We start from the raw sequence: 26,769 nt of genomic DNA, 5'->3' as shown, positions 1-26,769 counted from the left end.
GGCTCAGACCCTTTCCACGAGCTTCTGGCCGAACAGGCCGGAGGGGCGAATGAGCAGGAAGGCGAGTGCCACGACATAGGCGAACCAGCTTTCGATACCGCCGCCGAAATAGTCGCCGATATAGACCTCGGCGAGCTTCTCGCTGGCGCCGATCAGCAGTCCGCCGACAATGGCGCCGAGGATGGAATCGAAGCCGCCAAGCACCAGCACCGGCAGAGCCTTGAGCACCACCAGCGACAGCGAGAACTGCACGCCGAGGCGCGCACCCCACAGCAGCCCCGCGACCAGCGCGACAAGGCCGGCCGCGGCCCAGACGGTCGCCCAGATCAGCGGCAACCTAAGGCCGACCGCGAGGGCGGCGAACTGGTCGTCGGCGACGGCACGGAAGGAGAGGCCGATGCGGGTGTAGCGGAAGAACAGCGACAGCAGCAGGACCATGCCGGCGGCCACGACGGCGGCGAAGATGTCGAACTGGCTGATCAGCACGCCGCCGACTTCCAGCGGCACGTCCTCGATGCCGAGATCGAGGCCATGGACCTGCGTGCCCCAGATCAGCTGGGCGGCGCCCTCGATGATGTAGGAGAGGCCGAGCGTGGCCATGAAGAGCGTGATCGGCGGCTTGTTGGTTAGCGGCCGCAGCACCGTGCGCTCGATGGCGATGCCGATCGCCACCATGATGGCGAAGGTGGCCACCAGCGCCAAGGCGAAGGGAACACCGCGCTCGACCAGGCTGACGAAGGTGAGTGCCGCGAACAGGAGCAGCGCGCCTTGCGCGAAATTCAGCACGCCTGATGTCTTGTAGATCAGCACGAAGCCGATCGCGACCAGGGAGTACATGACGCCGGAGAGCAAGCCGCCGACGAGCACCTCGATGAAGAACTGGTAGTCGAAATCGGCGATCATATGCCTGCCCCGTCCTCATTGTCGGAGGCGACGCCGAGATAGGCATCGATGACGCGCTGGTCGTTCCTGACCTCGTCAGGCGTGGCGTCGGCAATCTTGCGGCCGTAGTCGAGAACGGCGATGCGGTCGGACAGGCCCATGACGACGCCGACATCATGCTCGATCAGCACGACCGTGGTGGCGAAGCGGTCGCGCGCGGCGCGCACGAAACCTGCCATCTCGCTCTTCTCGCCGGCGGTCATGCCGGCCATCGGTTCGTCGAGCAGAAGCAGGCGCGGCTCGGCGACCAGCGCGCGGGCCAGTTCGACCCGCTTCTGCAGCCCGTAAGGCAGGGTGCCGGCGAGACGATCGCGGACCGTGGTGAGGTCGAGGAATTCGAGGATCTGGTCGGCGCGGCTCAAGGAGTCGCGCTGCTCGCCACGCGAGCGGCCGATGCCGAGCACCTGGCCGGCAAAATTGGAGCGGACCTTGTAGGCGAGGCCGGAGGCGACATTGTCGAGGACGCTGAGGCCCTTGAACAGAGCCAGGTTCTGAAACGTTCTGGCGACGCCAAGATGCGCCAGCCGCTGCGTCGGCACCTGGCCATAACGGATGCCATCGAGCAGGACATGGCCGCGATCCGCCCGGTAGACGCCGCTGATGACGTTGATCAGCGAACTCTTGCCGGCGCCGTTCGGGCCGATGATGGCGCGGATTTCGCCAGGGTTCACCGACAGGTCGATATCGGCCAGGGCGACGACGCCGCCGAACGACAGGCCGATGCCTTGCAGGGAGAGCAACGGAGCGGCGGCGGTCGCGATCGACCCTGCCGGCACGACGCCAACGGCGGACGGCTGGAGCGTTGACGGCAGGCCGCGCGCAAAGACTTCCGGCGCATAGACCGAGGCGTCCATCATTCCAAGGGCATAGCTGGCCAACGGCATTCCAATCGTCCTCGATTGCTTCAGCGGGCGCACGAATCCCCGTTGCCGCCCGATCGATCGAGCGCGCCTGGGAACCTTCATTGGTGCGCAGGCCGGATTGACCGGCCTGCCTTTTAAAAGGGTTATTCCGCTGCCAGCGATGCAGCCTGTTCGGCGTTCTCCAGCTCGCGAACGAGCGGGATGACGTGCTTGCCGAAATATTCGACCTCTTCCTGGAAGTGCAGGAAGCCGAGCAGGATGAGATCGGCGCCGGCGCGCTTGAGATCGACGATCCGCTCGGCGACCTGCCTTGGCGTGCCGATCAGGTTCGAGCGGAAGCCGTCATTGTACTGGACCAGATCGTCGAAGGAGGATTTTGCCCAGTTGCCCTCGCCTTCCGGCGAAGCCTTGCCGGCGTTCTTGACCTCGTGGCCGAAGGCGTTGACCGCTTCGGGATTGGCCTTGGCGATGATTTCGGCGAGCACCGCCTTGGCCTCGTCCTCGGTCTCGCGGACGATGGCGAAGGCGTTGACGCCAACCTTGACCGGATGGTTGTTGGCCTTTGCCTTGGCCCTGATGTCGTCGACCTGCTTGGCGATTTCGGCCGGCGTGTTGCCGTTGGTGAAATACCAGTCCGAGACACGCGAGGCCATGTCGCGTGCGGCGCGCGAGGAGCCGCCCTGGAAGATCTCAGGCAGAGGCTGCGGCGGCTTCGGCTTCAGCGAATATTCGTTGAAGCGGTAGAAATCGCCACGGAAGGTGAAGCTGTCCTGCGTCCATATTCCGCGCAAGGCACGGATGAATTCTTCCGAACGGCGGTAGCGCTCGTCATGGTCGAGCCAATGCTCGCCAATGGCGTGGAACTCGCCGCGGAACCAACCGGAGACGAGGTTGATGGCGACACGGCCATTGGTCAGGTAGCTAATGGTGGCGAGCTGCTTGGCGGCCAGCGCCGGATTCCAGGGGCCGGGCAGGATCGCCGCGATGACCTTCAGCGTCGTGGTGGCGGCCAGCAGATCATGGCTGAAGGCAACCGATTCATGCTGTTCGTCGGCGCCGTAGCCGGCGGTGAAACGGATCTGGCTCAGCGCATAGTCGAAGCCGGCCTTCTCGGCGATCTGCGCCAGCTTGCGGTTATACTCGGCCGAATGGTTGGTGCGCTGCTCGATGTTGGAAATCACCAGGCCACCCGAAACATTCGGCACCCAGTAGGCGAATTTGACCGCGTCGGTTCCTGCGTGTGCCATGAACTGTCTCCCCTTCAGGCCGTGTCGTTGATCGGTCCGGCGTGGCCGAACTTCGCCGATATTTATTATGTCTACTGATTATGTATACAAAGTAGGATTTTCCTTTTTTGACGCCTGCTTGGGACGGAAATACCAATTTTGCCCGGCGAGGCCGGCTTCAGCTCGTCAGCGCGCGATCGCAACGTCGCCGGCATTGGCGCCGACCGCCGAGGTGGACGGAAACCTGTCGACCAGCCTTGCGATCTCGGCCGCGACCCTCTGGGCATGGCGGGCGACCTCCGGCAGGCCCATGAGTTCACCGAAGGTGCCCCGCGCCAGCGGACCGGCGACGAAAAGCCCGGCGATCGCCTTGCCATCCCGGCCGATGGCGCGGCTGTCGAGATTTGTCTCGATGCCGAGGCCGTGGGCGTCGACCCTGATCAACCCGGCCTCGGCCAGGGAGCGCAGCGCCGGATTGAGCTGAAGCGCCTGCCCATGGGCCGGCCCTGTCGTGTTGATGACGGCATCGAAGCGGGCCGTCTCGATCCGTGTCCGGCCGCGCCGCTGAAAGCTGACCGCGAGGTTCTCGCCCTCGTCGTTCGACGCGACAAGCCTGGCGGCAATGATGTCGAAAGTGCCGGTGGCCTGGCGGCGGTCGAGCACGGAAGCAACTTGCGGGGCGATCCTGAAGCGATGCACGTCCCAGAACACGCGCAGCTGGCGGACCAGCCTTGCCCGTTCCGATGGAGCAAGGGCGGCCCACAGGACCGGCCCCTGCAGGCGCAGCTGGTCGAAGACGGACTGCCAGTTGACATTGGCCTTGCGCGCCGCAGCCAGCGTCGCGCGAATGCTCTTCAGCAGGCCGAGCGCCGAGGTGGCCGGCGCCGATGCGAAATCGCCAAAGGGTTCGCCTCTGACATCGGGATGGCCACGCGAGCGCAGTCCGCGGCGCGACAGCGCCAGGATGCGGCCACGATGGCCGCGGCGATCGAGTTCCGCGACCATGTCGGCCGAGGTCAGCCCGGAGCCGACGATCAGCACCGCAGCGTCCGGCCCGATCCCGGCAAGTGCCGACGCTGCGTAGGGATCGGCGACAAAACCCGGCGCTTCGGCCACGGAAGCAAGCGCTGCCGGGATTGCCGGGGCCGGATGCGTCGCGGCGAGGACGACAATGTCGGCGATGACAGGTCCGGCGGAGGTCTGCACAATCCAGCCGGCGCCATTGGCGTCCGGCGTCACGCCGGTGGCGAGACCGCCGACATGACGGACCGCGCCTGACGCCAGATGGGGTGCGAGGTGCTCGGCGACATAGCGGCCGAACACACGCCGGCGTGGATAGGCGTCGCCATTCTTCCAGATCGCGTCCGCGTCACGATCGAGTTCGCCGGAGCCGGCCAACCAGCGCGCGAAATGCTGCGGGTCACCGGGAGCCATGCTCATTCTGACGGCCGGGACATTGACCCGGTGCGACGGCTCTTCGCTGGAATAGGCGAGACCGCCGCCGATCGCCCGGCGTGGCTCGATCACCGAGATCGACAGGCGCTCCGGCCGATGCGCCTGCGCAAGATGCCATGCCAGCGCCGCGCCGGAAAAACCGCCGCCGATGATGGCGACGCGCAGTCGGCGGACCGGAGGCAGCGTGTTCACGAGGCGCTGGCGAGCGACTTCGGCCGATGGTCGCCGGCGATGGTCTCGCCGAACGGGCCGGTGTTGACGGAGGAGCCGGCGGCTTTGACCGGATGATCGGTCGGCAATTTCGGCAGCACCAGTTCGCCAAAACGATAGGCTTCCTCCAGATGCGGGTAGCCGGACAGGATGAAGGTGTCGATGCCGAGGCGGCGATACTCATCGATGCGCTCGGCGATGGTATCGGGATCGCCGACCAGGGCTGTGCCCGCGCCGCCGCGCACCAGGCCGACGCCGGCCCATAGATTGGGCGCGATCTCGAGCCTGGCGCGGTCGCCGCCATGCAGCGCGCTCATCCGCGCCTGGCCGACCGAATCCATGCGGGCAAAGACCTTCTGGGCCGAAGCGATGGTCGCGTCGTCGAGGCGGCTGATCAGCCGGTCGGCGGCGGCCCAGGCCTCCTCGGTGGTTTCCCGTGCAATGACATGCAGGCGAATGCCGAAGGAGAGTTTTCGGCCGGCCTTCTCGGCCAGCTCTCGCACGGCGTCGAGCTTGCGCTCGACATCGGCGGGCGGTTCGCCCCAGGTCAGGTATTTGTCGATCTCCTGCGCCGCCACTGTCGACCCGGCATCGGACGAGCCGCCGAAATAGAGCGGCGGATAGGGCGTCTGCACCGGCGGGAACAGCAGCCTGCCGTCCTCGATGTGGAAATGCTTGCCCTGGTGCTCGACCGTGTCACCGCTCAGCACGCGCTTGTAGATCTGGAGGAATTCCTGCGTCACCTCGTAGCGCTCGGCATGCGACAGGAAAATGCCGTCGCCCTTGTTTTCAAGCGGATCGCCGCCGGTGACGACATTGATCAGCAGGCGGCCGTTTGAGATGCGGTCGAGCGTGGCTGTCATGCGCGCGGCGAGCGTCGGCGATTGCAGGCCGGGCCGCACGGCGACGAGGAAACGCAGCCGCTCGGTCAGCGGCACCAGCGCCGAGGCGATCACCCAGGAATCCTCGCACGACCGCCCGGTCGGCAGCAGCACGCCGTAATAGCCCAGCGTGTCGGCGGCCTTCGCCACTTGCGTCAGATAGGGCAGATCGACCGACCGGCCGCCCTCGGCGGTGCCGAGATAACGGCTGTCGCCATGTGTCGGCAGAAACCAGAGGACCTTGATGCGGTCCGGAACGTCGCCGGTCATGGCCTGCCTCCCGCGAGTTGGTGGCGATGGCGGGCTGTGCCTGACGAGGTTGAAAGCGGGCGCAGAGAGGCGGGCATGGCGGAATCCTGTCCGGGAAACAGATCGTCCGCACTTTGCTTATTCTATAAACTCTGTAGAGTTAGTTTATTCCAAATCCGCCGTTGAAATTGGAAATTCTCTTCGATCGGTCGAATCCGCGCCTGATCCTCGGCGGGCTCGCTGGCGTCAGTCACTGGCGGATTGAAGGAGACTGTTTGGTGGAGCCAATCGGAATCGAACCGACGACCTCTTGAATGCCATTCAAGCGCTCTCCCAACTGAGCTATGGCCCCACTCCCGGCAGTCAGCCGGCGCCGTTTCCGGCGAAGAGATCAGCGCGGGTTGGAACACCGCGCCGTTAGTGCAGGCGGCTTCTAACCCCGCCTTTCTCAGATATCAAGCCTTGATGAGCGGCTTTTTGTTCACAGGCCGAGAAAGCCTGCAAACGCTTACGTCTCAGGCCTGTCAGACCTCGTCGTCGTCGTCGCCGACGCCGATCATGTCGGCAACGTCGTCGTCTTCTTCCTCTTCGTCGGCAAGGAAAGTGTCATCCTCGTCGTCGCCGAGGTCGACGTCCTCGTCATCGCCGAGATCGGGCAGGTCGTCGCCCTTGACGTCGTCGTCGGCCTCTTCGAGCGAGACGACTTCAACGCCCTCTTCGTCCTCGGCGTCCACTTCCTTCTCGGCCACTTCCTCTTCCTCCTCGAGGGCGGCGATCTTGCCTTCCTCGAAATAGGAACGCGGATAGGTCTTGCCGGTGTAGGGCGAGACGATCGGGTCCTTGTTCAGGTCGTAGAATTTTCGACCCGTCTCAGGGTCGATACGCTTTGTGCCAAGTTCGGTTTTTGCCACGGCAAGCCTCGTCAATAAAAGAGTGGTCCCCTTAACCACTGTTTGCGGCGCTGTCAAAGCCAAAAGCCGGCGTCACAAAACCAAGTCCTGAAAGGCCTCGCGCCAAGTGACGACCATGGGGATGACCATTTCGCCCCGCCGTGATACGAGACCGCCGCAACAAATGAAAAGCGCCGGCACGCCGGCATTCCGTTCAGGGAAATTCCATGTCTCACGCCGCCGCTGCCAAGCCGGCCACCGCCCGCAAATCCGAAGCCCTTTCCGGCACCGCGCGCGTGCCGGGCGACAAGTCGATCTCGCACCGCTCCTTCATGTTCGGCGGCCTCGCCTCCGGCGAAACCCGCATCACCGGCCTGCTCGAGGGCGAGGACGTGATGCGCACGGGCGCGGCCATGAAGGCGATGGGCGCGCATATCGAAAAGCGCGGCGCCGAATGGGTGATCCGCGGCACCGGCAACGGTGCGCTCTTACAGCCGGAAGGCCCGCTCGACTTCGGCAATGCCGGCACCGGCTCGCGGCTCACCATGGGTCTCGTCGGCACCTATGACATGGAAACCACCTTCATCGGCGACGCCTCGCTGTCCGGCCGGCCGATGGGCCGCGTGCTGGAGCCGTTGCGTCAGATGGGCGTGCAGGTGCTGAAGGCGACGCCCGGCGACCGCATGCCGATCACGTTGCATGGGCCCAAGCACGCCGCCCCGATCACCTACCGCGTGCCGATGGCCTCGGCGCAGGTGAAGTCGGCCGTGCTGCTCGCCGGCCTCAACACGCCCGGCATCACCACCGTCATCGAACCGGTGATGACGCGCGATCACACCGAAAAGATGCTCAAAGGCTTCGGCGCCAACCTCTCGGTCGAGACCGACGAGCGCGGCGTGCGCCATATCTTCATCGAGGGCCAGGGCAAGCTGACCGGCCAGACGATCGCCGTGCCCGGCGACCCTTCCTCGGCCGGCTTCCCGCTCGTCGCCGCGCTGATCGTGCCGGGTTCGGACATCGTGATCGAAAACGTGCTGATGAACCCGACCCGCACCGGCCTGCTTTTGACGCTGCAGGAAATGGGTGGCCAGATCGACATCTTGAATCCGCGCAATGCCGGCGGCGAGGATGTCGCCGATCTGCGCGTGCGCTATTCCGAACTCAAGGGCGTCACCGTGCCGCCTGAGCGGGCGCCGTCGATGATCGACGAATATCCCGTGCTGGCCGTGGCCGCCAGCTTCGCCGAGGGCGAGACGCTGATGCAGGGGCTGGAAGAGTTGCGCGTGAAGGAATCCGACCGGCTGTCGGCCGTCGCCAACGGGCTGAAGCTCAATGGCGTCGACTGCACAGAGGGCGAAGCGTCGCTTGCCGTGCGCGGCAGGCCCGGTGGCAAGGGCCTCGGCGGCCACCCCAACGGCCTGGATACGACCGTGCAGACCCATCTCGACCACCGCATCGCCATGAGCTTTCTGGTGATGGGGCTGGCGACGGAAAAGCCGGTGACGATCGACGACCAGGCGATGATCGCGACAAGCTTTCCGGAGTTCATGGGGCTGATGACGGGGCTGGGCGCGGAGATCGAGTGAGCGTCGTGGCAACCAACAGCCCTGGAGATTGGGAGCCGACGTCCCTCCGGTGTGAGCCGGCCGCCAAGCTTTGCGAAGCGTTGGCCCGCCAATGACCGCAACCTTCACCATCGCCATTGACGGCCCCGCCGGCGCCGGCAAGGGCACGCTGGCCCGTCGGCTCGCCGACCACTACCGGCTGAACCTGCTCGACACCGGCCTCACCTATCGGGCGGTCGCCCATGCGCTCATCCAGCACGCGCTGCCGCTCGACAATGTCTCGGCGGCCGAGACCGCGGCGCGCCAGGTCGATATGGCTAAGCTCGACCGGGCGGTGCTGTCGGCGCATGCCATCGGCGAGGCCGCCTCGAAAGTTGCGGTGTATCCTACCGTGCGGCGCATTCTCGTCGAAAAGCAGCGCGCCTTCGCCAGGACGCCGCCCGGCGCGGTGCTGGACGGGCGCGACATCGGCACTGTCGTGTGCCCCGATGCCGACATCAAACTCTATGTGACGGCGAGCGCGGAGGTGCGGGCGAAGCGCCGGCTGGCCGAGATCGAAAGCATCGGCGGCACCGCCAACTTTGCTGAAATCCTCGCCGACATCGTGCGCCGCGACGAGCGCGACATGGGCCGTGCCGACTCGCCCTTGAAGCCGGCGGCGGACGCGCACTTGCTAGATACCAGCGAAATGGCTATAGAAGCCGCGTTTCTCGCGGCCATGGCGATCGTTGACGACGCGCTGGCCAGGAGAAACAAGGCTTGATGCGGGTTTTCTCTCGCGTTTCCGTTGCCGGAAGCGCAGAAAATACCCATATCGGGCACGAACCAGCCTGCCAGCATTCTTCATGCGCCGGAATTGCCGCTTAAAATGCGGCCCAGGGCTTTTTTAAGCCCGGAACGCCGACAGGCCAACGCAACGCTAACCCACGGCGCCCGTCCCGCTCAGAGATGCGGGGCACTCCAGGAGAAACAATGTCAGCTGCAAATCCCACTCGCGATGATTTCGCGAGCCTGCTCGAAGAATCATTCACCACCGGCCACTCCGGCGAAGGTCAGGTCGTCAAGGGCACGATCACCGCGATCGAAAAGGACATGGCCATCATCGACGTCGGCCTCAAGGTCGAAGGCCGCGTGCCGCTGAAGGAATTCGGCGTCAAGGGCAAGGACACCACCCTCAAGGTCGGTGACACCGTCGAAGTCTATGTCGAGCGCATCGAGAACGCGCTTGGCGAAGCCATGCTTTCGCGTGAAAAGGCCCGCCGTGAAGAGAGCTGGGTCCGTCTCGAAGAGAAGTTCACCAAGGGTGAGCGCGTCGAAGGCGTCATCTTCAACCAGGTCAAGGGCGGCTTCACCGTCGACCTCGACGGCGCCGTGGCCTTCCTGCCGCGCAGCCAGGTCGATATCCGCCCGATCCGCGACGTCTCCCCGCTGATGCACAACCCGCAGCCCTTCGAGATCCTCAAGATGGATCGCCGCCGCGGCAACATCGTGGTGTCGCGCCGCACCGTGCTCGAGGAGAGCCGCGCCGAACAGCGTTCGGAAATCGTGCAGAACCTCGAAGAAGGCCAGGTTGTCGAAGGCGTCGTCAAGAACATCACCGATTACGGTGCGTTCGTCGACCTCGGCGGCATCGACGGCCTGCTGCATGTCACCGACATGGCATGGCGCCGCGTCAACCATCCGACCGAAATCCTCAACATCGGTCAGACGGTCAAGGTGCAGATCATCCGCATCAACCAGGAAACCCACCGCATCTCGCTCGGCATGAAGCAGCTCGAGAGCGATCCGTGGTCGGAGATCGGCACCAAGTTCCCGATCGGCAAGAAGATCAAGGGCACCGTCACCAACATCACCGACTACGGCGCGTTCGTCGAGCTGGAGCCGGGCATCGAGGGCCTCATCCACGTTTCGGAAATGTCGTGGACCAAGAAGAACGTGCATCCCGGCAAGATCCTGTCGACGACCCAGGAAGTCGACGTGGTGGTGCTCGAGGTCGATCCGGCCAAGCGCCGCATCTCGCTCGGCCTCAAGCAGACGCTTGAGAATCCGTGGGAAGCCTTCGCGCGCAACCATCCGGTCGGCAGCCAGGTCGAGGGCGAGGTCAAGAACAAGACCGAGTTCGGCCTGTTCATCGGTCTGGAAGGCGACGTGGACGGCATGGTGCACCTCTCCGACCTCGACTGGACCCGTCCGGGCGAGCAGGTCATCGAAGAGTACAATCGCGGCGACATGGTCAAGGCGCAGGTGCTCGACGTCGACATCGAGAAGGAGCGCATCTCACTCGGCATCAAGCAGCTGGCCCGCGACACGGTCGGCGAAGCGGCGACCTCGGGCGAACTGCGCAAGAACGCCGTCGTCACCTGTGAAGTCATCTGCGTCAAGGATGGCGGTCTGGAAGTGCGGCTGGTCGACAGCGGCATCGAGACCTTCATCAAGCGCTCCGACCTCAGCCGCGACCGCGACGAGCAGCGCCCCGAGCGCTTCACCGTCGGCCAGAAGGTCGACGCCCGCGTCATCGCCTTCGACAAGAAGACCCGCAAGCTGCAGGTCTCGATCAAGGCGCTGGAAATCGCCGAAGAGAAGGAAGCGGTCGCCCAGTACGGTTCGACCGACTCCGGCGCTTCGCTGGGCGACATCCTGGGTGCCGCGCTGAAGAAGCAGGGCAACTAAGACGTCAGTCATCGGCGGCACGCCTCGCGTGCAGCCTTATGAATAGACCCGCCGGAGCGATCCGGCGGGTCTTTTTCTTTACGGGAACATAAACTTCCTCGCGTATTTGCCGGTGGTCCAACGGAATACTTCCATGAGCACTGTTGCCGACAATGCCGCTGCGCAACCTTCGCGGTTGCTGCGCCTTTACACCAGCTCGCCTGTCCTGTTCTGCTTTTGCGCAATGGCGATCCTGACGACCGCCTTGTGGTCCCTGGGCTTCCAGCTCAACAATGACGCGGACGATCTCCTCAAGCTGCACGAAATCCGCACCTTGCTTGAAACGGGAAATGTCTTCGACCGCACGCTGCCCGGCATCGTCCAGCCCGAGCCCTATGTCTCACACTGGCCGTGGATCGTGGACCTGCCCTACGCCGCCTTCGCGCGCCTGTTCGCCCCTTTTGCCGGCTTCGAGCCGGCTCTGATGCTGGCAAGCCTTGCCGTCCCGCTGTTGCTGCTTGTGCCCGCGCTCTATTTCTACAACCGGCTGCTGATCGCCATCGGCTTTGCCTATCCGGCCGTTGCATTGCCGTTGGCCTTGATCTTTGCCGCACGGACCTTTTTCGAATTCGCCCCGGGACGCATCGACTATCACAATCTGCAAATCCTGCTTCTGCTGGTGGCCCTGGTTCTCATGATGTCGCAGAACCGCTTTTCGGCTTTCGTCAACGGGCTGCTCACGGCCCTGGCAATTGCCGTCAGCGCCGAATTCGCGCCGTTCTACGCGCTGGTGATGGCGGTCTATGCCTTCGACTGGATCTTCGACCGCGAGGGCGGTGAAAAGAGGATCGTCGATTTCGGGCTGGCCCTGACCGCCGGCGCGATCGGCCTGTTCGCGGCGATCGTGCCGCCTTCTGCCTACGCCGCGGTCAGATGCGACACCTATTCGACGCCGCATGTGACGGCATTGGCCGCGGCCGGGCTTTCATTCGCCGTCGTGCCTTTGCTTGCCGGCCGGCGTGGAGGGTGGCCGATGCGCACAGCAATCCTGCTGGTGTTCGCGGCGGCCAGCGCGGCGGTGCTGGCGGTATTGTTCCCGCAATGCCTGGCCAGCCCCTATGCCTCGATCGACGCCTATGTTCGCGACAACATGATCAATAGAATTCTCCAGGAATTGAGCCTGTTTCGGCGCCCTGATGTCGTCCTGTCGATGAGTTTTCTCAGCATGGCGCTGCTGTTTATCGGCGCGCTTGCGCCGGTCGTCATCTGTGCCAGGCCGGAAGGCCGAAGCCGGCCTCTCGTCATACTGGCCCTGTTCTCGCTGCTCTCGCTGGCGCTTGCGATCGGTTATATCCGCTACTACCGCTACCTTGCGATCTTCTCCGGCATCGGCCTCATCTTCGCCCTGGCGAGCCTCCTGCCGAATGCGAGGCTGGGTCGCTATCTGAAATCTCCGGTGCCGGCGGCATCGCACAGATACGCACTGATCCTGCCCGGTCTCATTTTGTCCGGAGCAATGGTGCTGTACCATTTGTCGGTAAAACCGGCGCAAGCGGCGGTTCCCGCCGCCGAACTCGCAGACGGCTGCTATTCCAGCCCTTTTGAACCGGAACAGGGCTGGCCGTCCGGCGCCGTCGTTCTTTCCCCACCGCTGATCGGCTCGCGTTTCGTCGCCCTTGCCGAAGGTCCCAAGGTGGTGACGATCCCCAATCATCCGTCGGCCAAGGGCATCGAGCGCAGCTATCGCTTCCTCGATCCGGCGACCGCCGACCCCCGCGCGATACTCGATGCGTCCAAGGCAACGCATGTCGCGATCTGCGCCTGGCGAGGCCCGCCATTGCCGGGCCTGGAAGCCGCCTATCCATTCGCGGCGGCGCTGATTGAAGGCCACCCGCCGGCATGGTTGCGGGAGTGCCCGACGAGAGCTTCATCGCCGCTGCGCATCTACAGTTATCGCAATGCCGACGGATCGGATGCCGTGTGCCCGGCTTCGACGCTCGCCGCTCAGGCCCGGCCGTAGAGCGGCACCAGCGTCCCGCTCATCGCCTGGTTGGCCGGCGAGGCGAGATAGGCGATGGCTTCGGCCGCCGCTTCGAGGCTGACCCATTTGCTGAAATCGGCATCCGGCATGTCGGCGCGGTTTGCCGGCGTGTCGAGCGTCGACGGGGCCACGGCATTGACCAGGATGCCCTTGGCCTTGAGCTCTTCGGCCATCGCCACCGTCATCGCCGCGACCGCCGCCTTGCTGGCGGTGTAGGCGACCATGCCGGCGCCGCGCCTGGGGTCGAGCCCGGCGCGCGCGGTGACGTTGACGATGCGGCCTGATGCGCCCGACGCCAGCATCGAGCGGATCGCCGCGCGGCTGCACAGGAAGGTGGTGCGGGCGTTGGTGTCCATCATCTCGGCAAAGGATGCCGATTCGATCTTTTCCACCGGCGCCATGGTGAAGCCGCCGGCGAGATGGATCGAGCCCCACAAGGCAGGAACCTGGGCATAGAAGGCTTCGACCTTGGCGGAGTCCGACAGGTCGACATTGTGCGCCAGCTTGACGTTCTCATGGTCGGCGAAAGGAAAATGCTGGGGTGCCGCGGCGTGTGCGTTCGGCACGTGGCAGATGGCGCCCTGTTCCAGCAGCCGGCCAACCACCGCACCGCCGAGCGCGCCGGTCCCACCGGTCACAACGATATGCCTGCCTTGAAGTGTTTCCGTCATCCTGGACCGCTCCGGTCGTATTTTTATGATTGTGTCGCTTGTTGTGCCGCCCCGACGCGAAGCGTCGCGCCTTTCGGGCGATCACTCAATTGATATCTCGACATGGCAGCCGTCGCGTCTTTGCATGCGTCACTACGCATATTATAGCAATGGCGTCAGCCATGCGGCCGTTGCGGCACAACAGGCGAGCCGACGAAGGGTCCGGTGCGGACGAGAAAATCAACGCTGGGCTGAAGCCTTCAATCGACCGTGATTTCGATGACACAAGGCAATCCGGTTGCCCGGGCTTGCTTCAGGGCCCGTGGCAAGGCGCCGATACCGGCGAGCCGTTCGGCTGATATGCCATAGGCTTCGGCCAGCTTACAGAAATCGGGCGGCGCCGGCGAGACCCCAACGGGCTCGACGCCGACGTCGAGCATCGAGGTCTCGATCTCACGGTAACCCCTGTTGTTCCAGACCACGAAGATGACCGGCGCTCGGGCATCGAGCGCCGCGCCGAGTTCGGGCAAGGTGAACTGGAAGCCGCCGTCGCCGGTCAGACAGACAACCGGCGCGTCGGGTACGGCAAGGGCGGCGCCGATCGCTGCCGGCGGGCCATAGCCAAGCGCGCCGAAGCCGGTGGCGGCGTTGAACCAGCCGCCTGGGCGGTCGTGATCATAGTAGAGGTTGGCGGCGTAGACCGGCTGCGTCGAATCGCCGACGACGATGGCGCCGGGCAAGGCATCGCGGATCATTTCCACAGCATGCACCTGTGCCACATAGGCCGGGCTCAGCTCGGCGAACGCCGCCTTGCGTGCGGCGGCGGCGCGCGCCTCGCCGTCCGGGGCGGCAGGATGAGCGGGGCCGATCGCGGCGAGCAAGGCTTCGATCGCCTCGGCGCAGTCGGCCTGGATGCCGACCGTCACCGGGCGGCGCGCGAGCTGGTCGGCGCCGATGTCGATGCGAATCAGGTTGGAAGGCATCACAAAGCCGCCGTCGCCATAGCCGTCATAGTCGGTCGGGCCGAATTCGGTGCCGGCGGCAATCACCAGATCGGCCTCGGCCATCAGGGCGCGAACCGCTTTCAGGCTTGGACTTGCCGGCACGCAAAGCGGGTGACGATGCAGCAGGCCGCGCGCATTGGTGGTCTCGACGACCGGCGCGCCCAGTGTCTCGGCCAGGCGCCGCAGCGCCGTCTCGGCCCGCTTGGCGCCGCCGCCGGCCAGGATCAGCGGCCGGCGCGCAGCGGCGACCAGCTTCACGGCGCTCGCAATGGCCGCGCCATCCGGCGTCGGGGGCGCCGCGTTGCTCAACAGCGCCGCGATATCGTCAGCCGGCTTGACCATGACATCGGTCGGGATCTCGATATGCACCGGGCCCGGCCGCGAAGATGAAAACAGCGCGAAGGCCTGCGCCAGTGCGTCAGGCAATTCGCTGGCCTCGGTGACGCGCCGCGACAACAGCGCCACCTTTTCCATCATGCCGCGCTGGTCCGGCAGCTCATGCAGGAAGCCCAGCCCCTTGCCCAGCGTCGGCGTGGCATTGACGCCCGATATGACCAGCATCGGCACCGAATCGGCGCGCGCCTGGCCCATGGCGGTGATGGTGTTGGTCAGCCCCGGCCCGGTGATGACGAAGGCTACGCCTGGCCTGCCGCTGGCGCGGGCATAGCCGTCGGCCATGAAGCCGGCACCCTGTTCATGGCGCGGCGTGACGTGGCGGATTTTCGAGCGCGCCAGGCCACGGTAGAGCTCGACCGTGTGGACGCCCGGAATGCCGAAGACGGTATCGACGCCATGCGCTTCAAGCAGCGTGATCAGGGCTTCGCCGAGTGTTGTCATTGATTATCTTCCCTTTCCGGCACGAGGCCCAGTTCGGCCTCGACAGTCTTGATGCCAATCGCCGCCAGTTCGCCCGGCGAGAACATCTCGCCGGCAAGGCAGCCTTCGATCCAGAGCCCGTCGATGATCGCATTGATCGCGATGGCATGGTGGCGCAGCTGGCCTGCATCCGGCTCGCGCCGTTCGGCGGCGAGCACCTCGGCCACAACGGCTTCCACCTCGTTGCGAAAGCCAAGGTAGCCTTCGCGGTGGGCGCGAGCCAGGCTTGGATCCGCACCGGCGCGGCCGATGAAGGTTGCCCAGAGTGAAAACACCCGTGCATCGATGATCGGCACGTTGAGGTTGGCGGTGACGAAAGCCGCAAGGCGCTGGCGCGGCGAGGCATCTTCCATGGCCAACGCCGCTTTCGCCTGCTCGGTCATGCGGCCCATGAGCGCGGCATAGGCTTCCTGCAGCAGTTCTTCCTTGCCGGGGAAATAGTGCCGGATCAGGCCAGCGGTGACACCGGCGCGCAATGCGATGGTGCGCAAGGTGGCGCCCTGCAGACCATGTTCCGCGACGCTGTCCAGAGTTGCCTCGATCAGATCCTGCCGCCGCCGCTCCTCGCCCTCGCGACGGAACCTGCGGCGGGATGGCGCATTCATTGGCGCAGGATCGGCCGCGTCAGGCATGTCGGCCCGCCTTCGCAGGCGATGCAGAGCGCATCCGCCTCGAAGATTTCGACCGTGCAGCCGGCGGATTCCATCGCGGCCTTGGTCTTTGGAAAGCCCGCAACGGCAATGACCTTGAGCGGGCTGGTCGGCAGTACGTTCAGGCTGAGGCCGTTGGAAGCCGCGAACTCTTCGGCATCGCCTTCGACCAGACGAATGCCGCGCGCCTTCAGCATCTGATAGAAGGGGGCCGGCAAAAGCGGTGAATAGACCAGAGCGAGGTCGTCGGCCAGCGGGCTGATCACCGACATCAGATGCAGGCAGGCCTCTTCGCCCTGCCACAACGGAAGGTCAAAGCCGTAGACGGAAACGCCCAGCGGCGTCAGCAGGTTGGAAACCTGCTGGATGCCATCCTGGTTGGAACGGACACCGCGCCCGATCACCAGCGTGCGCGCATCCAGCCATACACAGTCACCGCCTTCGACCTGGCCTGGGGCCTCGACGCGGCCGAGGATCGGAATGCCCAGTCTCCTGTAGGTCTCCTCATGCAGCGAGGGCTCACTGGCGCGCAACGGCTTGCCCATTGACAGAATCAGTGCGCCGCGATCGGTCATCAGCGATGGGTCGTGCGTGAACACCGAATCCGAAAGTCCATCGGCCTTGTCCTCGATCCATTCGATTTCAGCGCCGGAGACCGCCACCAGTTCAGCAAGCGCCGCGTGCTGCGATGCTGCTTTCGCTGGATTGAATCCTGGGCCATAGTGCCAGGCAGCTCTGTCGGCGTCGCGCATCGCGTTGGCCGCCGACCGCATCAGCACGCGTCGCAGCGGCGCTGCCATGGATTGTGATCCGAAAGCGCTCATCGAAGCCCTTTTTTGGCTGAAAAAAACCGAGAAAATTTCATGGAGGGCTATTTATACACTTGCACAACAAGCTCGCAAGTGCCGTAATGAGCGGGATTGACGGGCTCGCGCCGTTGGGTCCATGCTGAAGTCTGGAGCGGGGCAGTACAGCGTATATGTTGATTAGCCGGATAGACGTTCGACGAACTGCCGCCGACGATGCAGAGGCCAGCCGGTGAGCGCGGTGGAAGCTGCCGCAGTCTCATCCGGCAAGGCGCAGAGTGGCGCCGCCGAAGCCATCCATGTCGAAAACCTGCACAAGAAATTCGGCCAGCTGCATGTGCTGAAGGGCGTGTCGCTGTCGGCGCGCGACGGCGAGGTGGTCGCCATCATCGGCGGCTCGGGCTCGGGCAAATCGACGCTGCTGCGCTGCATCAACTGCCTGGAAAATCCGACCAGCGGCATCATCCGTGTCAATGGCGAGGAGATCAAGCTCAAGGCGGACAGCCATGGCCACACCGTTCCGGCCGACCGCAAGCAGATCGAGCGCATCCGCTCCAAGCTCGGCATGGTGTTCCAGAACTTCAACCTGTGGAGCCACATGACGCTGATCGAAAACGTCATCGAGGTTCCGGTGCATGTGCTCGGCGTCAAGCGCGACGAGGCGATCGCCCAGGCCGAAAAGCTGCTGGCGCGCGTCGGGCTTGCCGAAAAGCGCGACGTCTATCCAGCCTATCTTTCGGGCGGGCAGCAGCAGCGCGCCGCGATTGCCCGCGCGCTCGCCATCAATCCGCGCGTCATGCTGTTCGACGAGCCGACCTCGGCGCTCGACCCCGAACTGGTCGGCGAGGTGCTGAAGGTGATCGGCGATCTGGCGCGCGAGGGCCGCACCATGGTGCTGGTCACCCATGAGATGAAGTTCGCCCGCGAGGTCGCGACCCACGTCGTCTATCTCTACAACGGGCTGGTCGAGGAAGAAGGCCCGCCGGAGCAGATCTTCGGCGCACCGAAATCCGAAAGGCTCAAGCAGTTCATCCGCAACATCGGCTAGGGACAGGCCGGGACGGAAGAAAACCGGGAACCAACAACAAACTGGGAGTTTGAAATGAAGACTGTTCTGAAAACATTCGCCGCGGCACTGCTGCTCGGCGTCGCCGCCATGGGCGTGGCCAAGGCCGATCCGGTCAAGATCGGCGTCGCGGCCGAGCCCTATCCGCCCTTCACCTCGCCGGACGCCTCGGGCAAATGGGTCGGCTGGGAGATCGACTTCATCGACGCCGTGTGCGCCGAGGAGAAACTCGACTGCGTCATCACGCCTGTCGCCTGGGACGGCATCATCCCGGCGCTGACCACCAAGAAGATCGACCTCATCGTCTCGTCGATGTCGATCACCGACGAGCGCAAGAAGACGATCGATTTCTCGGACAAGTACTACAACACGCCGACGGCGATCATCGGACCGAAGGACCAGAAATTCGGCGCCACGCCTGACGACCTCAAGGGCAAAGTGGTCGGCGTCCAGGTGTCGACCGTGCACGCCGTCTACGCCAAGAAGCACTTCGGCGCCACCGCTTCCGAAATCAAGGAATACCAGACTCAGGACGAAGCCAACCAGGATCTTGCCGCGGGCCGCCTCGATGCGGTGCAGGCCGATTCCATCGCGCTTGGCGAATTCCTGAAGTCCGACCAGGGCAAGGCCTGCTGCGACTTGAAGGGCATGGTGGCTCCGGATGACGAGGTGCTCGGACCGGGCGTCGGCGCCGGCGTGCGCAAGGAAGACACCGGCCTGAAGGAAAAGATCAACGCCGGCATCAAGGCGATCCGTTCCAACGGCAAGTATGACGAGATCTCGAAGAAATATTTCGATTTCGACATTTACGGCGGCTCGACGCAGTCGAACTGACGCCCCTCGCATGAGCCGGAGGGCATGACGCCAAAGTCATGCTCTCCGGCCTATCCTTCCCACGCATGCTTGCCGCCGGCCGCTGGCGTCGGCGGATAGAGCCAGCAATCCGGGGGCAAAGCTGATCGACGCGTTCCTTGCGGCCTCGGCGGCCGGTATCATCGAACTCCTCTCGCCCGCGCCCGTCGGCTGGGGCGGCACACTCATGCTCGGGCTGCTGCATTCGCTCGAGATTGCCGTCGGCGCCACGATCGTCGGCCTGCTCATCGGGACCTGCGGCGCCTATGGCAAGCTCTATGGCGGGCCTGTCGTGCGCGACCTGCTAGCGGTCTACACCACCGTGGTGCGCGCCGTGCCGGAACTGGTGCTGATCCTGCTGCTCTACTATGCCGGCACCGACCTGATAAACCAGGTGCTGACCGCGATGGGTTACCAGCGTGTCGATATTAGCGGGCTGGTGGCCGGCATAGCCGTGCTTGGCTTCTGCCAGGGCGCCTATTCGACAGAGGTCATGCGCGGCGCGATCCTGGCCATCCCGCAGGGCCAGATCGAAGCCGCCCGCGCCTTCGGCATGTCTCCCGGCCTTCTCTTGCGGCGCATCACGCTGCCGGCGATGCTGCCCTTTGCCATTCCAGGCCTCGCCAATCTGTGGCTGATCGCGACCAAGGACACCGCGCTGCTGGCCGTCGTCGGCTTCTTCGAGCTGACGCTGGCGACACGGCAGGCGGCAGGCGTCACCAAGGCCTATCTGATATTCTATCTCGCCGCCGGCGCGCTTTATCTGGCGGTGACGCTGTTTTCGAACTTCCTGCTTGGCCGTGCCGAGAAATGGGCGCGGCGCGGCATGCCTTCGGTCAAGGAGGCACGCTGATGGCGGGCGAAGCAGCCATCATCAACACGGCGGCGCGCGCCTCGCTCTGGCTGCAGCCGCATCGCATAGTCCTCATCCTGATCGCTCTGGGGCTGGTGCTGTCGGCCGCGTTTTTCATGCGCTGGGACTGGCTGCCGCAATATTGGGAAATGGGCCTGATGGGCATCTGGCGCGCCCTGTGGATCCTGGCCGTCACCTGCGCGCTCGGCTTCCTGATCGCCGTGCCGGTCGGGCTGGCGCAAGCCGCCGGTTCGATCTGGGTCGCTGCGCCGGCGAAAGTCTTCTGCACCATCATCCGCGGCACGCCGCTACTTCTGCAACTGTGGCTGCTCTATTACGGGCTGGGCTCGCTGTTCCCGCAATATCCATGGATCCGCGACTCCTGGATGTGGCCGTATCTGCGGCAGGCCTGGCCGTATGGCGTTCTGGCTCTCACCCTGTCCTTTGCCGGCTACGAGGGCGAAGTGATGCGCGGCGCCTTTGCCGGCGTGCCCCAGGGACAGCTGGAAGCCGCCCGCGCCTTCGGCATGAGCCGCTGGAAGATCCTCCGCCGCATCTGGTTGCCGCAGGCCTTCTACCGGGCGCTGCCGACGCTGACCGGCGAAACCGTGCTGCAGTTGAAGTCGACGCCGCTGGTGGCGACGATCAGCGTGATCGACATCTTCGCCGTCGCGGGCAAGGTGCGTCAAGACACCTATCTCACCTACGAGCCCTTGCTGCTGCTGGCGTTGATCTATATGGCGATCACCGGCATTCTGGTCCTGGCCCTCAGCCGGATCGAGGCGCGGATCCCGGTCAAGGTCGGCTAGGATTTTAGGGGTAGTGAGTAGTGAGTAGTCCGAAGGCGCTCGTTTCTGCTATTCGCTAGTCCCTACTCACTACTCACTAAAGGCGATTGCGATGCAACTCAGTCTCGACCAGGCAAGAGGACTGTGCCGGATGGCCGCACTTGGCGCCGGCGCCAATGAGGAGGCGGCGCAGTCGCTCACCGCCTCGATCATCGCCGCCGAGGCGGAAGGGCTTTCGACAGTCGGACTGTCGCATTTCATCGACTATCTCGAAGCGCTGGAGGCCGGGCGCATCGACGGCAATGCCGATCCGGTGATCACAAGGCCGGCGCTGGCCGTCTATCTCTCCGACGCGCGCGGCGGACTGGCGCATACCGGCTTCGACCGGACGATCGACGACCTTGCCAAAGCGGCAAAACTGTTCGGCGTCGCCATTTTCTCGCAAAAGAACGCCTATACATGCGGCGCACTCGGCTATTTCACCGGCAGGCTGGCGGCACAGGGGCTGGTCTCCTTCGCCGCCACCAACGGCCCGGCCGTTCTTGCCGGCTCGGGCTCGGTCAAGCCGGTCTATTGCACCAATCCGATGTCGTTTGCCGCGCCCGCCGCCGACGGCGCGCCTCTGGTCATCGACCAGTCATCGAGCGCCACCGCCTTTGTCAACATCCGCAAGGCGGCCGAAGACGGCAAGAAAATCCCCGAAGGCTGGGCGCTGGACGCCAGCGGCAACCCGACCACCGACCCGGCCGCCGCCATGAAGGGCGCCATGCTTGCCTTTGGCGGCCAGCGCGGCGCCAACATCGCGCTGATGGTCGAAGTGTTGGCTGCGGGCATTTCCGGGGCCAATTGGTCGCTCGATGCGCCCTGGTTCACCGGCGGGCCCGACAGCCCCGGCACCGGCCTGTTCGTGCTGGCTATCGAGCCCAAGCTGCTCGATCCGGATTTCGAACAGCGCATGAAGGACCAGCTCGACCGCCTGCGCCGCCGCTTCGGCGTGCATGTGCCGGGCCGCGCCCGGGCGGAAGCCGCCGAGAAGGCGCAGGCGCGCGGCATCACCGCGCCCAAGGCGGTGGTGCAGCGTATTTCCGAATTCGCCGAGCGCTATTCGGCCTGAATTGCGACGAATGAATGCCTGGCCGGTGCCGGGCCATCAACAGTGCCTGTCACCGGGGATATTCGAGCTGCATGGCGACGAAGTCGGCCGTGCGTGCACCGTGGCGAGCCGAGATGTCTTGAAGCGCCTGGTCAAGCGCCCTCGCCGGCCGAGGATCGGCCATTGCCGGAACCAGCCGGTCCACCGGCCAGTCGGTGGCGATCTGGTCAGGCAAGATCCGCAAGCCGTCGCGGCTGACGATCGCGCTGTCCTTGCCGGCGAATGTGATCGCACCGGAGCGAAAGGTTCGCGACCAGGCATCGGCGACCAGCGCCAGCGACACTTCGTCAATGCCTGATGTCAGCGGGATACCGAGCTGCTCATGATCGAGGAAGGCAAGCGTGTTGCCAATCGCCGTCAGCGCGAACGGGCGGGTGAACCTGAAGGCGCCACTGTCATGCCGCGCATCCCAGTGCGCCAGGCCCAGATCACGGCCGACGGCTTCGGCCTTGTCGCGGCCGGCGATGGCCTCGATCAGGGTCAGCATCATCGGCATCGACGCGGTGATCCCCGTCGTAGTCGCGACACCCTGATCGACGACGAAGCGCCGGTCGGCGACATAGCGGATCGCAGGATGTTTTTCGCGGAGCTCGCCGACGGAATACCAGTGGGTCGTCGCCCGCTTGCCGTCGAGCAACCCGCTGGCGCCGACCACCTTGGCGCCGGCGCAGATGCCTATCACCATGGCGCCCTTGGCCGCCTGGCTCGTGATCCATTTCAGCACGTCGGCGTCGTCGTCGCGCATCATGGCCGGGACGATGACGTAGTCGGCGCCGTCCGGGTGCTCGGCATCGAATGCCGCCGTCGTCGCATCGGGCTCGATCTGCAAGGCCGGGTGCAATCTCATCGGTCCAGGCTGCGTTGCCAGAGCCATGACATCAGCGACGTCAGCCCGCCGCAGGATGCCGTAAGGCATGAGATAATCGGTGGTTTCGGTGCCGTCGTTGATGCCGATGATGGCGATCAGGGGACGCTGGCGCTTCGGCGGCTTCAATGCCGCAAGCGTTGCGGTGGCCTCCTTGGCATCGATTGCCGGCTGAACGGCAGCCTGGGATGCCGCCGGCAGCGACAGCAGCCATGCGCCACCCAATGCGAGAAGGGCCACCACGACGCCGAAACCACTCCACAGCACGATACGCAAGTTCATGGATCCAGTCCTTCCGATCGAAACGCTTGACCATCAACCTAGCTGCGGTAGGACTTGTCTGAAATGACATATATCGTGCAAAAACTGCCATGACGCGGAAGGTTGGCATCATCATCCACCCCGGCTTCCAATTGCTGGATGCTGCCGGCCCGGCGGCGGCCTTTGAGCTGGCGGAGGATTTTTGTGCCGGGAGCTACACGCTCGATATACTGGCGCCCGGCGGCGGCGAGATCGAAAGCTCGTCCGGCATGCGGCTCGCGGCCCGGCCCTTGTCGATGGAAGAGCCGCTCGACACGGCCATCATCTCCGGTGGCGAAATCATTCGCTCCATGGCTGCCGCGCAGGAGATCGTCACCTGGCTCCGGCGCACGGGCATACGGCGCACGGCGAGCGTGTGCACAGGCGCCTATCTGCTGGCCGAAGCTGGACTTCTCGATGGCAGGCGCGCCACCACCCACTGGTGGAGCACGCACGACTTCGCACGTCGCTACCCCGCCGTGAAACTCGATGCCGAGCGGATCTTCGTCAGGGATGGCAGCGTGTGGACCTCGGCCGGCATTTCGGCCGGCATCGACCTGGCATTGGCGCTCATCGAGGACGATCTTGGCCCGGCCATAGCGCGCCGCGTTGCGCAGCAGCTTGTCGTTCATCAACGCCGCCCCGGAGGCCAGTCGCAATTCTCCGCGCTTGTCGAACTCGGCGGACGGACGGGCCGCTTCATCGAACTGATCGAATGGATGCGCACCGAGCTGGCCCAACCGCTGACCGTGGAGTGCCTTGCCGATCGTGCCGCCATGAGTCCGCGGCATTTTGCGCGCGCCTTCAAGGCAGAAACCGGCACCACTCCGGCCAAGGCCGTGGAACGAATTCGCCTGGAGAGCGCGCGGATCGCGGTGGAAACAGGCCACACGTCGCTCGATCGCATCGCGGAAGAGAGCGGCTTCGGCGATGCCGGGCGAATGCGTCGCGCCTTCCTGAGGAGCTTTGGCCAGCCGCCGCAGGCGCTCAGGCGGGCAGCGGCGGTTTCCCGCAACGGCGGCTGACGACGTGTTCACATAGCCTCGGCGGTGCGATTTTTTTGCGCCCTTGTGAACCTTCCTGCATGTCGCGGCGACCAATGACTGTCCGGGTCGGGTTTGCCCGGTCGGTGTCTTTTGTCGAATGCGTCCAGGGCTGGGGCGGGCGTCTTACGCCACGCTGATACCGTCTCAGGTCAGGCTGCCTCGTTGGACCCTGGTTTCGACATGAGCTTCACCCGGAAAACCCCGCTTCGGCGGGGTTTTCTGCGTTTCGTGCCGCTGGCGACCGTCCGGTTCCACTGGATAACCATGGGCCAGGGTTTCTCCGGTGCTGAAAAGTCGCTTTTGTGGGCCGCGATCCTGCTCTTCTTCGTCATTCGCGGCGGCAACCGCCACTCGGTCGACGCCCGCATCGGCAAGGCGTTCCAACAGACGTGAAACAGGGATGACGCGACGACGCGTCACCCTTTGCCTTTGGCACAAAACCGACTATGAAACGGCTTCAGCCAAGCCATCTGGAAAGTGCGCCGGAGCCAGCCATGACCGAAATCCTGCAGACTCCAAAGCTCGTCGTCGTCTTTGGCGGGTCAGGCTTTGTCGGCCGCCATGTCGTGCGCGCGCTGGCCAAGCGTGGCTACCGCATCCGGGTCGCCTGCCGGCGGCCCGATCTTGCCGGCCATCTGCAGCCGCTGGGCAATGTCGGCCAGATCCAGCCGGTGCAGGCCAATGTGCGCGTGCGCTGGTCGGTCGACCGCGCCGTGCAAGGCGCCGATCATGTCGTCAATCTCGTCGCCATCCTGCATGAGACCGGCCGGCAGAAATTCTCCGCCGTGCACGAATTCGGCTCCCGCGCCGTCGCCGAGGCGGCACGTTCGGTCGGTGCCGGGCTGACCCATATTTCAGCGCTTGGCGCCGACCCAGACTCCGAATCGGATTATGCGCGCACCAAGGCACTTGGCGAAAAGGCCGTGCTGGAGACGATCCCCGACGCCGTGATCTTCCGGCCGTCGATCAATTTCGGACCGGAAGACAGTTTCTTCAACCGCTTCGCCAACATGGCGCGCTATTCGCCAGTGCTGCCGCTGATCGGCGGCGGCCAGACCAAGTTCCAGCCGGTCTATGTCGGCGACGTCGCCGAAGCGGTGGCGCGCTCGGTCGACGGCAAGATCAATCGCGGCGAGGTCTACGAGCTTGGCGGCCCCAATGTGCTCACCTTCAAGGAGTGCATGGAAGAGCTGCTGACCGTGATCGAGCGCAAGCGCCTGCTGGTGCCGGTGCCGTGGTGGGTGGCCAACATCCAGGCCTCGATCCTCGGCCTGTTGCCCAATCCGCTGCTGACCAAGGACCAGGTGATGCAGCTGCGCGAGCACAACATCGTCTCGGAAGCCGCCGCCAAGGCCAATCGGACGCTCGCCGGGCTCGGTATCCAGCCACAATCGATCGCGACGATCCTGCCGAGCTACCTCTGGCGCTTCCGCGCTGCCGGCCAGTTCCAGCAGCGCAAGCCCGCGGCTTGATTCACCACAACCGCCTGAAAGGCACGCCTAGCGAGGCGTGACCTGCATCGGCAGCCCGCCTTGCGGCTGCGTGGTCAGTTTCTGCACCGGCCAGGGTTTCGTTTCAGCCGTGGTGTCGAAGCGGAAGCGTGACAACAGGATGGCAAGCGCGATGATCGCCTCCTGCATGGCGCAGCTGGCGCCGATGCAGACGCGCGGCCCCGCGCCGAACGGCAGATACTGGAAGCGGTCGATCTTCTCACGGTTGCCCGGGTGGAATCGCTCAGGCAGGAAGGCATCGGGCCTGTCCCACAGCTTCCTGTGGCGGTGGACGACCCAGGGCATGACCAGAACGGCCGCGTGTTTGGGGATATAAAGATCCTTCCACATTTCCGGCTCGATCGGCTCGCGGTTGATGGATGGCGCCGGCGGATAGAGCCGGAGCGCCTCGTCGAAGGCGGCGCGGGTCAGCGGCATGGCGTCCAGCCACTTCGTCGGATCGGGTTCCCGCGCCAGCACCTCATCGATCTCCTGCTCGACCCGATTGCGCTCCCATGGCGATTCGGCGAGGCAGTAAAGCGTCCAGCCCAACGCCCGCGCCGTGGTTTCGTGACCGGCGCCGATGAAGGTGATGATGTTGTCCTCGACTTCCGAGCGCGTCAGCCCGTCGGGACCTTCGGCCTTGAGCAGCAGCGTCAGGAAATCCTGCGGCACCGCATCGGGATCGCGCCTGAACTTCTCTTCGCGCATCTTTACCGTATCGGTGACGATCTTGCGGAAATAGGCCATGGTCTTGCGGCCACGTATGCGGGTCAGCCGCGGCAGCCAGTCGGGCGCGCGCAACAGGTCGAGCGGATCGACGCGGCCCATGGTCTCGAACAGGCGGTCGATCTCGTTGGCGAAACTGCCCGGCTCGCCCGCGATCTCGCCGGAGAACAGCGTCTCGGCCAGGATGTCGTAGGTGAGCAATGTCATGTCATGGGCGATATCTGATATGCCGCCCTCTTCGTAGCGGGTGACGAATTCCCTGGTGCGCTTCAGCATCGGCTGGGCGAAACCGAAGATGTGGCGTGGCGTGAATACCGGCGCCATCGCCTTGCGCGACCGCTTCCACACCTCGCCCTCGGCGGTCAGCAGGCCATCGCGCAGGATAGGCCGCAGGATCTTCTGGCGCACCGTCGCCATCTTGTAGTTCCTGGCGTTGTCGACCAGCACATGGCGGATGAGGCCGGGATCGTTGGCGACGATCAGATGGCCGCCAACGCCATTCGCGGAAATCCATGGCTCGTTATAGGTTTGCTCACCCCACAATTCGAGCGGATTGCGATAGACGATGCGGATCATCTCCAGCGTCGAAGGCGGCGTCGTGCGCGGCTTCGGCGCGGGGGGAACAAAGGGGGCGGGCTGAGTGTCCATGAAGTGCTCCGCTGCTGCCAAC

Annotated in this window: 23 protein-coding genes, 1 tRNA gene and 1 pseudogene; 12 read left to right on the top strand and 13 right to left on the bottom strand. The window is 64.8% G+C overall.

Annotated elements, in window-relative coordinates; genetic code table 11:
- Positions 1-3: 3 nt before the first annotated feature.
- From QQK95_RS24520 to QQK95_RS24490, 7 genes are all read right to left on the bottom strand, one after another.
- The gene (locus tag QQK95_RS24520; RefSeq protein WP_010913045.1) at positions 4-903 is read right to left on the bottom strand and encodes a branched-chain amino acid ABC transporter permease; all 900 of its coding nucleotides are present in this window, start codon (positions 901-903) and stop codon (positions 4-6) included.
- Positions 900-1,826, bottom strand: coding sequence for an ABC transporter ATP-binding protein (locus QQK95_RS24515; RefSeq protein ID WP_284276961.1), 927 nt, complete (start codon positions 1,824-1,826; stop codon positions 900-902). Before QQK95_RS24515 ends, QQK95_RS24520 begins: the two co-directional genes overlap by 4 nt.
- Before the next feature lie 122 nt (positions 1,827-1,948).
- Complete coding sequence (gene sfnG / locus QQK95_RS24510; protein ID WP_284276960.1) at positions 1,949-3,052, bottom strand: dimethylsulfone monooxygenase SfnG; 1,104 nt, start codon at positions 3,050-3,052, stop codon at positions 1,949-1,951.
- Positions 3,053-3,217: 165 nt separating this feature from the next.
- Entirely contained in the window at positions 3,218-4,678 is a 1,461-nt protein-coding gene (locus QQK95_RS24505; protein WP_284276959.1) for an FAD/NAD(P)-binding protein, read from the bottom strand.
- A complete protein-coding gene (gene ssuD / locus QQK95_RS24500; RefSeq protein ID WP_284276958.1) occupies positions 4,675-5,847 on the bottom strand; it encodes an FMNH2-dependent alkanesulfonate monooxygenase in 1,173 nt (390 codons plus the stop codon). Before ssuD ends, QQK95_RS24505 begins: the two co-directional genes overlap by 4 nt.
- A gap of 255 nt (positions 5,848-6,102) precedes the next feature.
- Positions 6,103-6,178 (bottom strand) — tRNA-Ala (locus tag QQK95_RS24495).
- Between the two features lie 172 nt (positions 6,179-6,350).
- A complete protein-coding gene (locus tag QQK95_RS24490) occupies positions 6,351-6,737 on the bottom strand; it encodes a TIGR02300 family protein (RefSeq protein WP_027047671.1) in 387 nt (128 codons plus the stop codon).
- A 206-nt stretch (positions 6,738-6,943) separates the two neighbouring features.
- Here QQK95_RS24490 and aroA point away from each other — a divergent pair, with 206 nt between their 5' ends.
- From aroA to QQK95_RS24470, 4 genes are all read left to right on the top strand, one after another.
- Positions 6,944-8,302 carry a 3-phosphoshikimate 1-carboxyvinyltransferase gene (gene aroA / locus QQK95_RS24485; protein WP_284276957.1) on the top strand — a complete coding sequence of 453 codons (1,359 nt, stop codon included), beginning with the start codon at positions 6,944-6,946 and terminating at the stop codon, positions 8,300-8,302.
- Positions 8,303-8,393: 91 nt separating this feature from the next.
- Positions 8,394-9,044 carry a (d)CMP kinase gene (cmk, locus tag QQK95_RS24480; RefSeq protein WP_284276956.1) on the top strand — a complete coding sequence of 217 codons (651 nt, stop codon included), beginning with the start codon at positions 8,394-8,396 and terminating at the stop codon, positions 9,042-9,044.
- Positions 9,045-9,253: 209 nt separating this feature from the next.
- On the top strand, positions 9,254-10,951 hold the full coding sequence (gene rpsA / locus QQK95_RS24475) for a 30S ribosomal protein S1 (RefSeq protein ID WP_284276955.1): 1,698 nt from the start codon (positions 9,254-9,256) through the stop codon (positions 10,949-10,951).
- Between the two features lie 133 nt (positions 10,952-11,084).
- Positions 11,085-12,950 (top strand): hypothetical protein, encoded by a 1,866-nt coding sequence (locus tag QQK95_RS24470; RefSeq protein WP_284276954.1) that lies wholly within the window; start codon positions 11,085-11,087, stop codon positions 12,948-12,950.
- Here the strand turns inward: QQK95_RS24470 and QQK95_RS24465 are convergent.
- From QQK95_RS24465 to QQK95_RS24450, 4 genes are all read right to left on the bottom strand, one after another.
- On the bottom strand, positions 12,935-13,642 hold the full coding sequence (locus tag QQK95_RS24465) for an SDR family NAD(P)-dependent oxidoreductase (protein WP_284276953.1): 708 nt from the start codon (positions 13,640-13,642) through the stop codon (positions 12,935-12,937). The genes QQK95_RS24470 and QQK95_RS24465 overlap by 16 nt on opposite strands.
- 239 nt (positions 13,643-13,881) lie before the next feature.
- Positions 13,882-15,462: a 5-guanidino-2-oxopentanoate decarboxylase gene (locus tag QQK95_RS24460; protein ID WP_284276951.1), complete on the bottom strand. Its 1,581-nt coding sequence runs from the start codon at positions 15,460-15,462 to the stop codon at positions 13,882-13,884.
- A complete protein-coding gene (locus QQK95_RS24455) occupies positions 15,459-16,133 on the bottom strand; it encodes a TetR family transcriptional regulator C-terminal domain-containing protein (protein ID WP_284276950.1) in 675 nt (224 codons plus the stop codon). Before QQK95_RS24455 ends, QQK95_RS24460 begins: the two co-directional genes overlap by 4 nt.
- A complete protein-coding gene (locus tag QQK95_RS24450) occupies positions 16,103-16,975 on the bottom strand; it encodes a dimethylarginine dimethylaminohydrolase family protein (protein ID WP_284276949.1) in 873 nt (290 codons plus the stop codon). The genes QQK95_RS24455 and QQK95_RS24450 overlap by 31 nt, the downstream gene beginning before the upstream one ends.
- Before the next feature lie 214 nt (positions 16,976-17,189).
- On the opposite strand from QQK95_RS24450, the gene QQK95_RS24445 reads away from it, so the two are divergent.
- The 5 genes from QQK95_RS24445 (at position 17,190) to QQK95_RS24425 (ending at position 21,630) form a co-directional block, all read left to right on the top strand.
- On the top strand, positions 17,190-18,005 hold the full coding sequence (locus QQK95_RS24445; RefSeq protein ID WP_284276948.1) for an ABC transporter ATP-binding protein: 816 nt from the start codon (positions 17,190-17,192) through the stop codon (positions 18,003-18,005).
- Between the two features lie 54 nt (positions 18,006-18,059).
- Positions 18,060-18,857: a transporter substrate-binding domain-containing protein gene (locus QQK95_RS24440; protein WP_140888401.1), complete on the top strand. Its 798-nt coding sequence runs from the start codon at positions 18,060-18,062 to the stop codon at positions 18,855-18,857.
- 205 nt (positions 18,858-19,062) lie between these two features.
- The gene (locus QQK95_RS24435; RefSeq protein ID WP_284276947.1) at positions 19,063-19,728 is read left to right on the top strand and encodes an ABC transporter permease; all 666 of its coding nucleotides are present in this window, start codon (positions 19,063-19,065) and stop codon (positions 19,726-19,728) included.
- Entirely contained in the window at positions 19,728-20,537 is an 810-nt protein-coding gene (locus QQK95_RS24430) for an ABC transporter permease (protein ID WP_284276946.1), read from the top strand. Before QQK95_RS24435 ends, QQK95_RS24430 begins: the two co-directional genes overlap by 1 nt.
- Before the next feature lie 91 nt (positions 20,538-20,628).
- Positions 20,629-21,630, top strand: coding sequence for an Ldh family oxidoreductase (locus tag QQK95_RS24425; protein WP_123168727.1), 1,002 nt, complete (start codon positions 20,629-20,631; stop codon positions 21,628-21,630).
- A gap of 49 nt (positions 21,631-21,679) precedes the next feature.
- Here the strand turns inward: QQK95_RS24425 and QQK95_RS24420 are convergent, their stop codons facing one another.
- Positions 21,680-22,816: a DJ-1/PfpI family protein gene (locus QQK95_RS24420; RefSeq protein ID WP_284276945.1), complete on the bottom strand. Its 1,137-nt coding sequence runs from the start codon at positions 22,814-22,816 to the stop codon at positions 21,680-21,682.
- 89 nt (positions 22,817-22,905) lie between these two features.
- Between QQK95_RS24420 and QQK95_RS24415 the strand changes: the two genes are divergently transcribed.
- The 3 genes and pseudogenes from QQK95_RS24415 (at position 22,906) to QQK95_RS24405 (ending at position 25,352) form a co-directional block, all read left to right on the top strand.
- Positions 22,906-23,859 carry a GlxA family transcriptional regulator gene (locus QQK95_RS24415; protein ID WP_284276943.1) on the top strand — a complete coding sequence of 318 codons (954 nt, stop codon included), beginning with the start codon at positions 22,906-22,908 and terminating at the stop codon, positions 23,857-23,859.
- A 246-nt stretch (positions 23,860-24,105) separates the two neighbouring features.
- Positions 24,106-24,273, top strand: a pseudogene (locus tag QQK95_RS24410) (DoxX family protein); the annotation flags it as partial.
- 101 nt (positions 24,274-24,374) lie between these two features.
- Positions 24,375-25,352 (top strand): complex I NDUFA9 subunit family protein, encoded by a 978-nt coding sequence (locus tag QQK95_RS24405; RefSeq protein WP_284276941.1) that lies wholly within the window; start codon positions 24,375-24,377, stop codon positions 25,350-25,352.
- A gap of 27 nt (positions 25,353-25,379) precedes the next feature.
- On the opposite strand, the gene QQK95_RS24400 is transcribed toward QQK95_RS24405, so the two are convergent.
- Positions 25,380-26,747, bottom strand: coding sequence for a cytochrome P450 (locus QQK95_RS24400; RefSeq protein ID WP_284276940.1), 1,368 nt, complete (start codon positions 26,745-26,747; stop codon positions 25,380-25,382).
- Positions 26,748-26,769 lie beyond the last annotated feature (22 nt).

Source organism: Mesorhizobium huakuii, from assembly GCF_030160235.1.
In the GTDB taxonomy this organism is placed as follows: Bacteria; Pseudomonadota; Alphaproteobacteria; order Rhizobiales; family Rhizobiaceae; genus Mesorhizobium; species Mesorhizobium huakuii.
This window is presented reverse-complemented; position numbering and strand designations above follow the sequence as displayed.

Bases quoted from the DNA above. Each gene is read 5' to 3' on its own strand.
- QQK95_RS24440 (WP_140888401.1), top strand. From the start codon at position 18,060: ATGAAGACTGTTCTGAAAACATTCGCCGCGGCACTGCTGCTCGGCGTC.
- QQK95_RS24415 (WP_284276943.1), top strand. From the start codon at position 22,906: ATGACGCGGAAGGTTGGCATCATCATCCACCCCGGCTTCCAATTGCTG.
- cmk (WP_284276956.1), top strand. From the start codon at position 8,394: ATGACCGCAACCTTCACCATCGCCATTGACGGCCCCGCCGGCGCCGGC.
- QQK95_RS24400 (WP_284276940.1), bottom strand. From the start codon at position 26,747: ATGGACACTCAGCCCGCCCCCTTTGTTCCCCCCGCGCCGAAGCCGCGC.
- aroA (WP_284276957.1), top strand. From the start codon at position 6,944: ATGTCTCACGCCGCCGCTGCCAAGCCGGCCACCGCCCGCAAATCCGAA.
- QQK95_RS24470 (WP_284276954.1), top strand. From the start codon at position 11,085: ATGAGCACTGTTGCCGACAATGCCGCTGCGCAACCTTCGCGGTTGCTG.
- ssuD (WP_284276958.1), bottom strand. From the start codon at position 5,847: ATGACCGGCGACGTTCCGGACCGCATCAAGGTCCTCTGGTTTCTGCCG.
- QQK95_RS24425 (WP_123168727.1), top strand. From the start codon at position 20,629: ATGCAACTCAGTCTCGACCAGGCAAGAGGACTGTGCCGGATGGCCGCA.
- QQK95_RS24465 (WP_284276953.1), bottom strand. From the start codon at position 13,642: ATGACGGAAACACTTCAAGGCAGGCATATCGTTGTGACCGGTGGGACC.
- QQK95_RS24515 (WP_284276961.1), bottom strand. From the start codon at position 1,826: ATGCCGTTGGCCAGCTATGCCCTTGGAATGATGGACGCCTCGGTCTAT.
- QQK95_RS24450 (WP_284276949.1), bottom strand. From the start codon at position 16,975: ATGAGCGCTTTCGGATCACAATCCATGGCAGCGCCGCTGCGACGCGTG.
- QQK95_RS24430 (WP_284276946.1), top strand. From the start codon at position 19,728: ATGGCGGGCGAAGCAGCCATCATCAACACGGCGGCGCGCGCCTCGCTC.
- sfnG (WP_284276960.1), bottom strand. From the start codon at position 3,052: ATGGCACACGCAGGAACCGACGCGGTCAAATTCGCCTACTGGGTGCCG.
- rpsA (WP_284276955.1), top strand. From the start codon at position 9,254: ATGTCAGCTGCAAATCCCACTCGCGATGATTTCGCGAGCCTGCTCGAA.
- QQK95_RS24405 (WP_284276941.1), top strand. From the start codon at position 24,375: ATGACCGAAATCCTGCAGACTCCAAAGCTCGTCGTCGTCTTTGGCGGG.
- QQK95_RS24435 (WP_284276947.1), top strand. From the start codon at position 19,063: ATGCTCGGGCTGCTGCATTCGCTCGAGATTGCCGTCGGCGCCACGATC.
- QQK95_RS24460 (WP_284276951.1), bottom strand. From the start codon at position 15,462: ATGACAACACTCGGCGAAGCCCTGATCACGCTGCTTGAAGCGCATGGC.
- QQK95_RS24420 (WP_284276945.1), bottom strand. From the start codon at position 22,816: ATGAACTTGCGTATCGTGCTGTGGAGTGGTTTCGGCGTCGTGGTGGCC.
- QQK95_RS24455 (WP_284276950.1), bottom strand. From the start codon at position 16,133: ATGCCTGACGCGGCCGATCCTGCGCCAATGAATGCGCCATCCCGCCGC.
- QQK95_RS24520 (WP_010913045.1), bottom strand. From the start codon at position 903: ATGATCGCCGATTTCGACTACCAGTTCTTCATCGAGGTGCTCGTCGGC.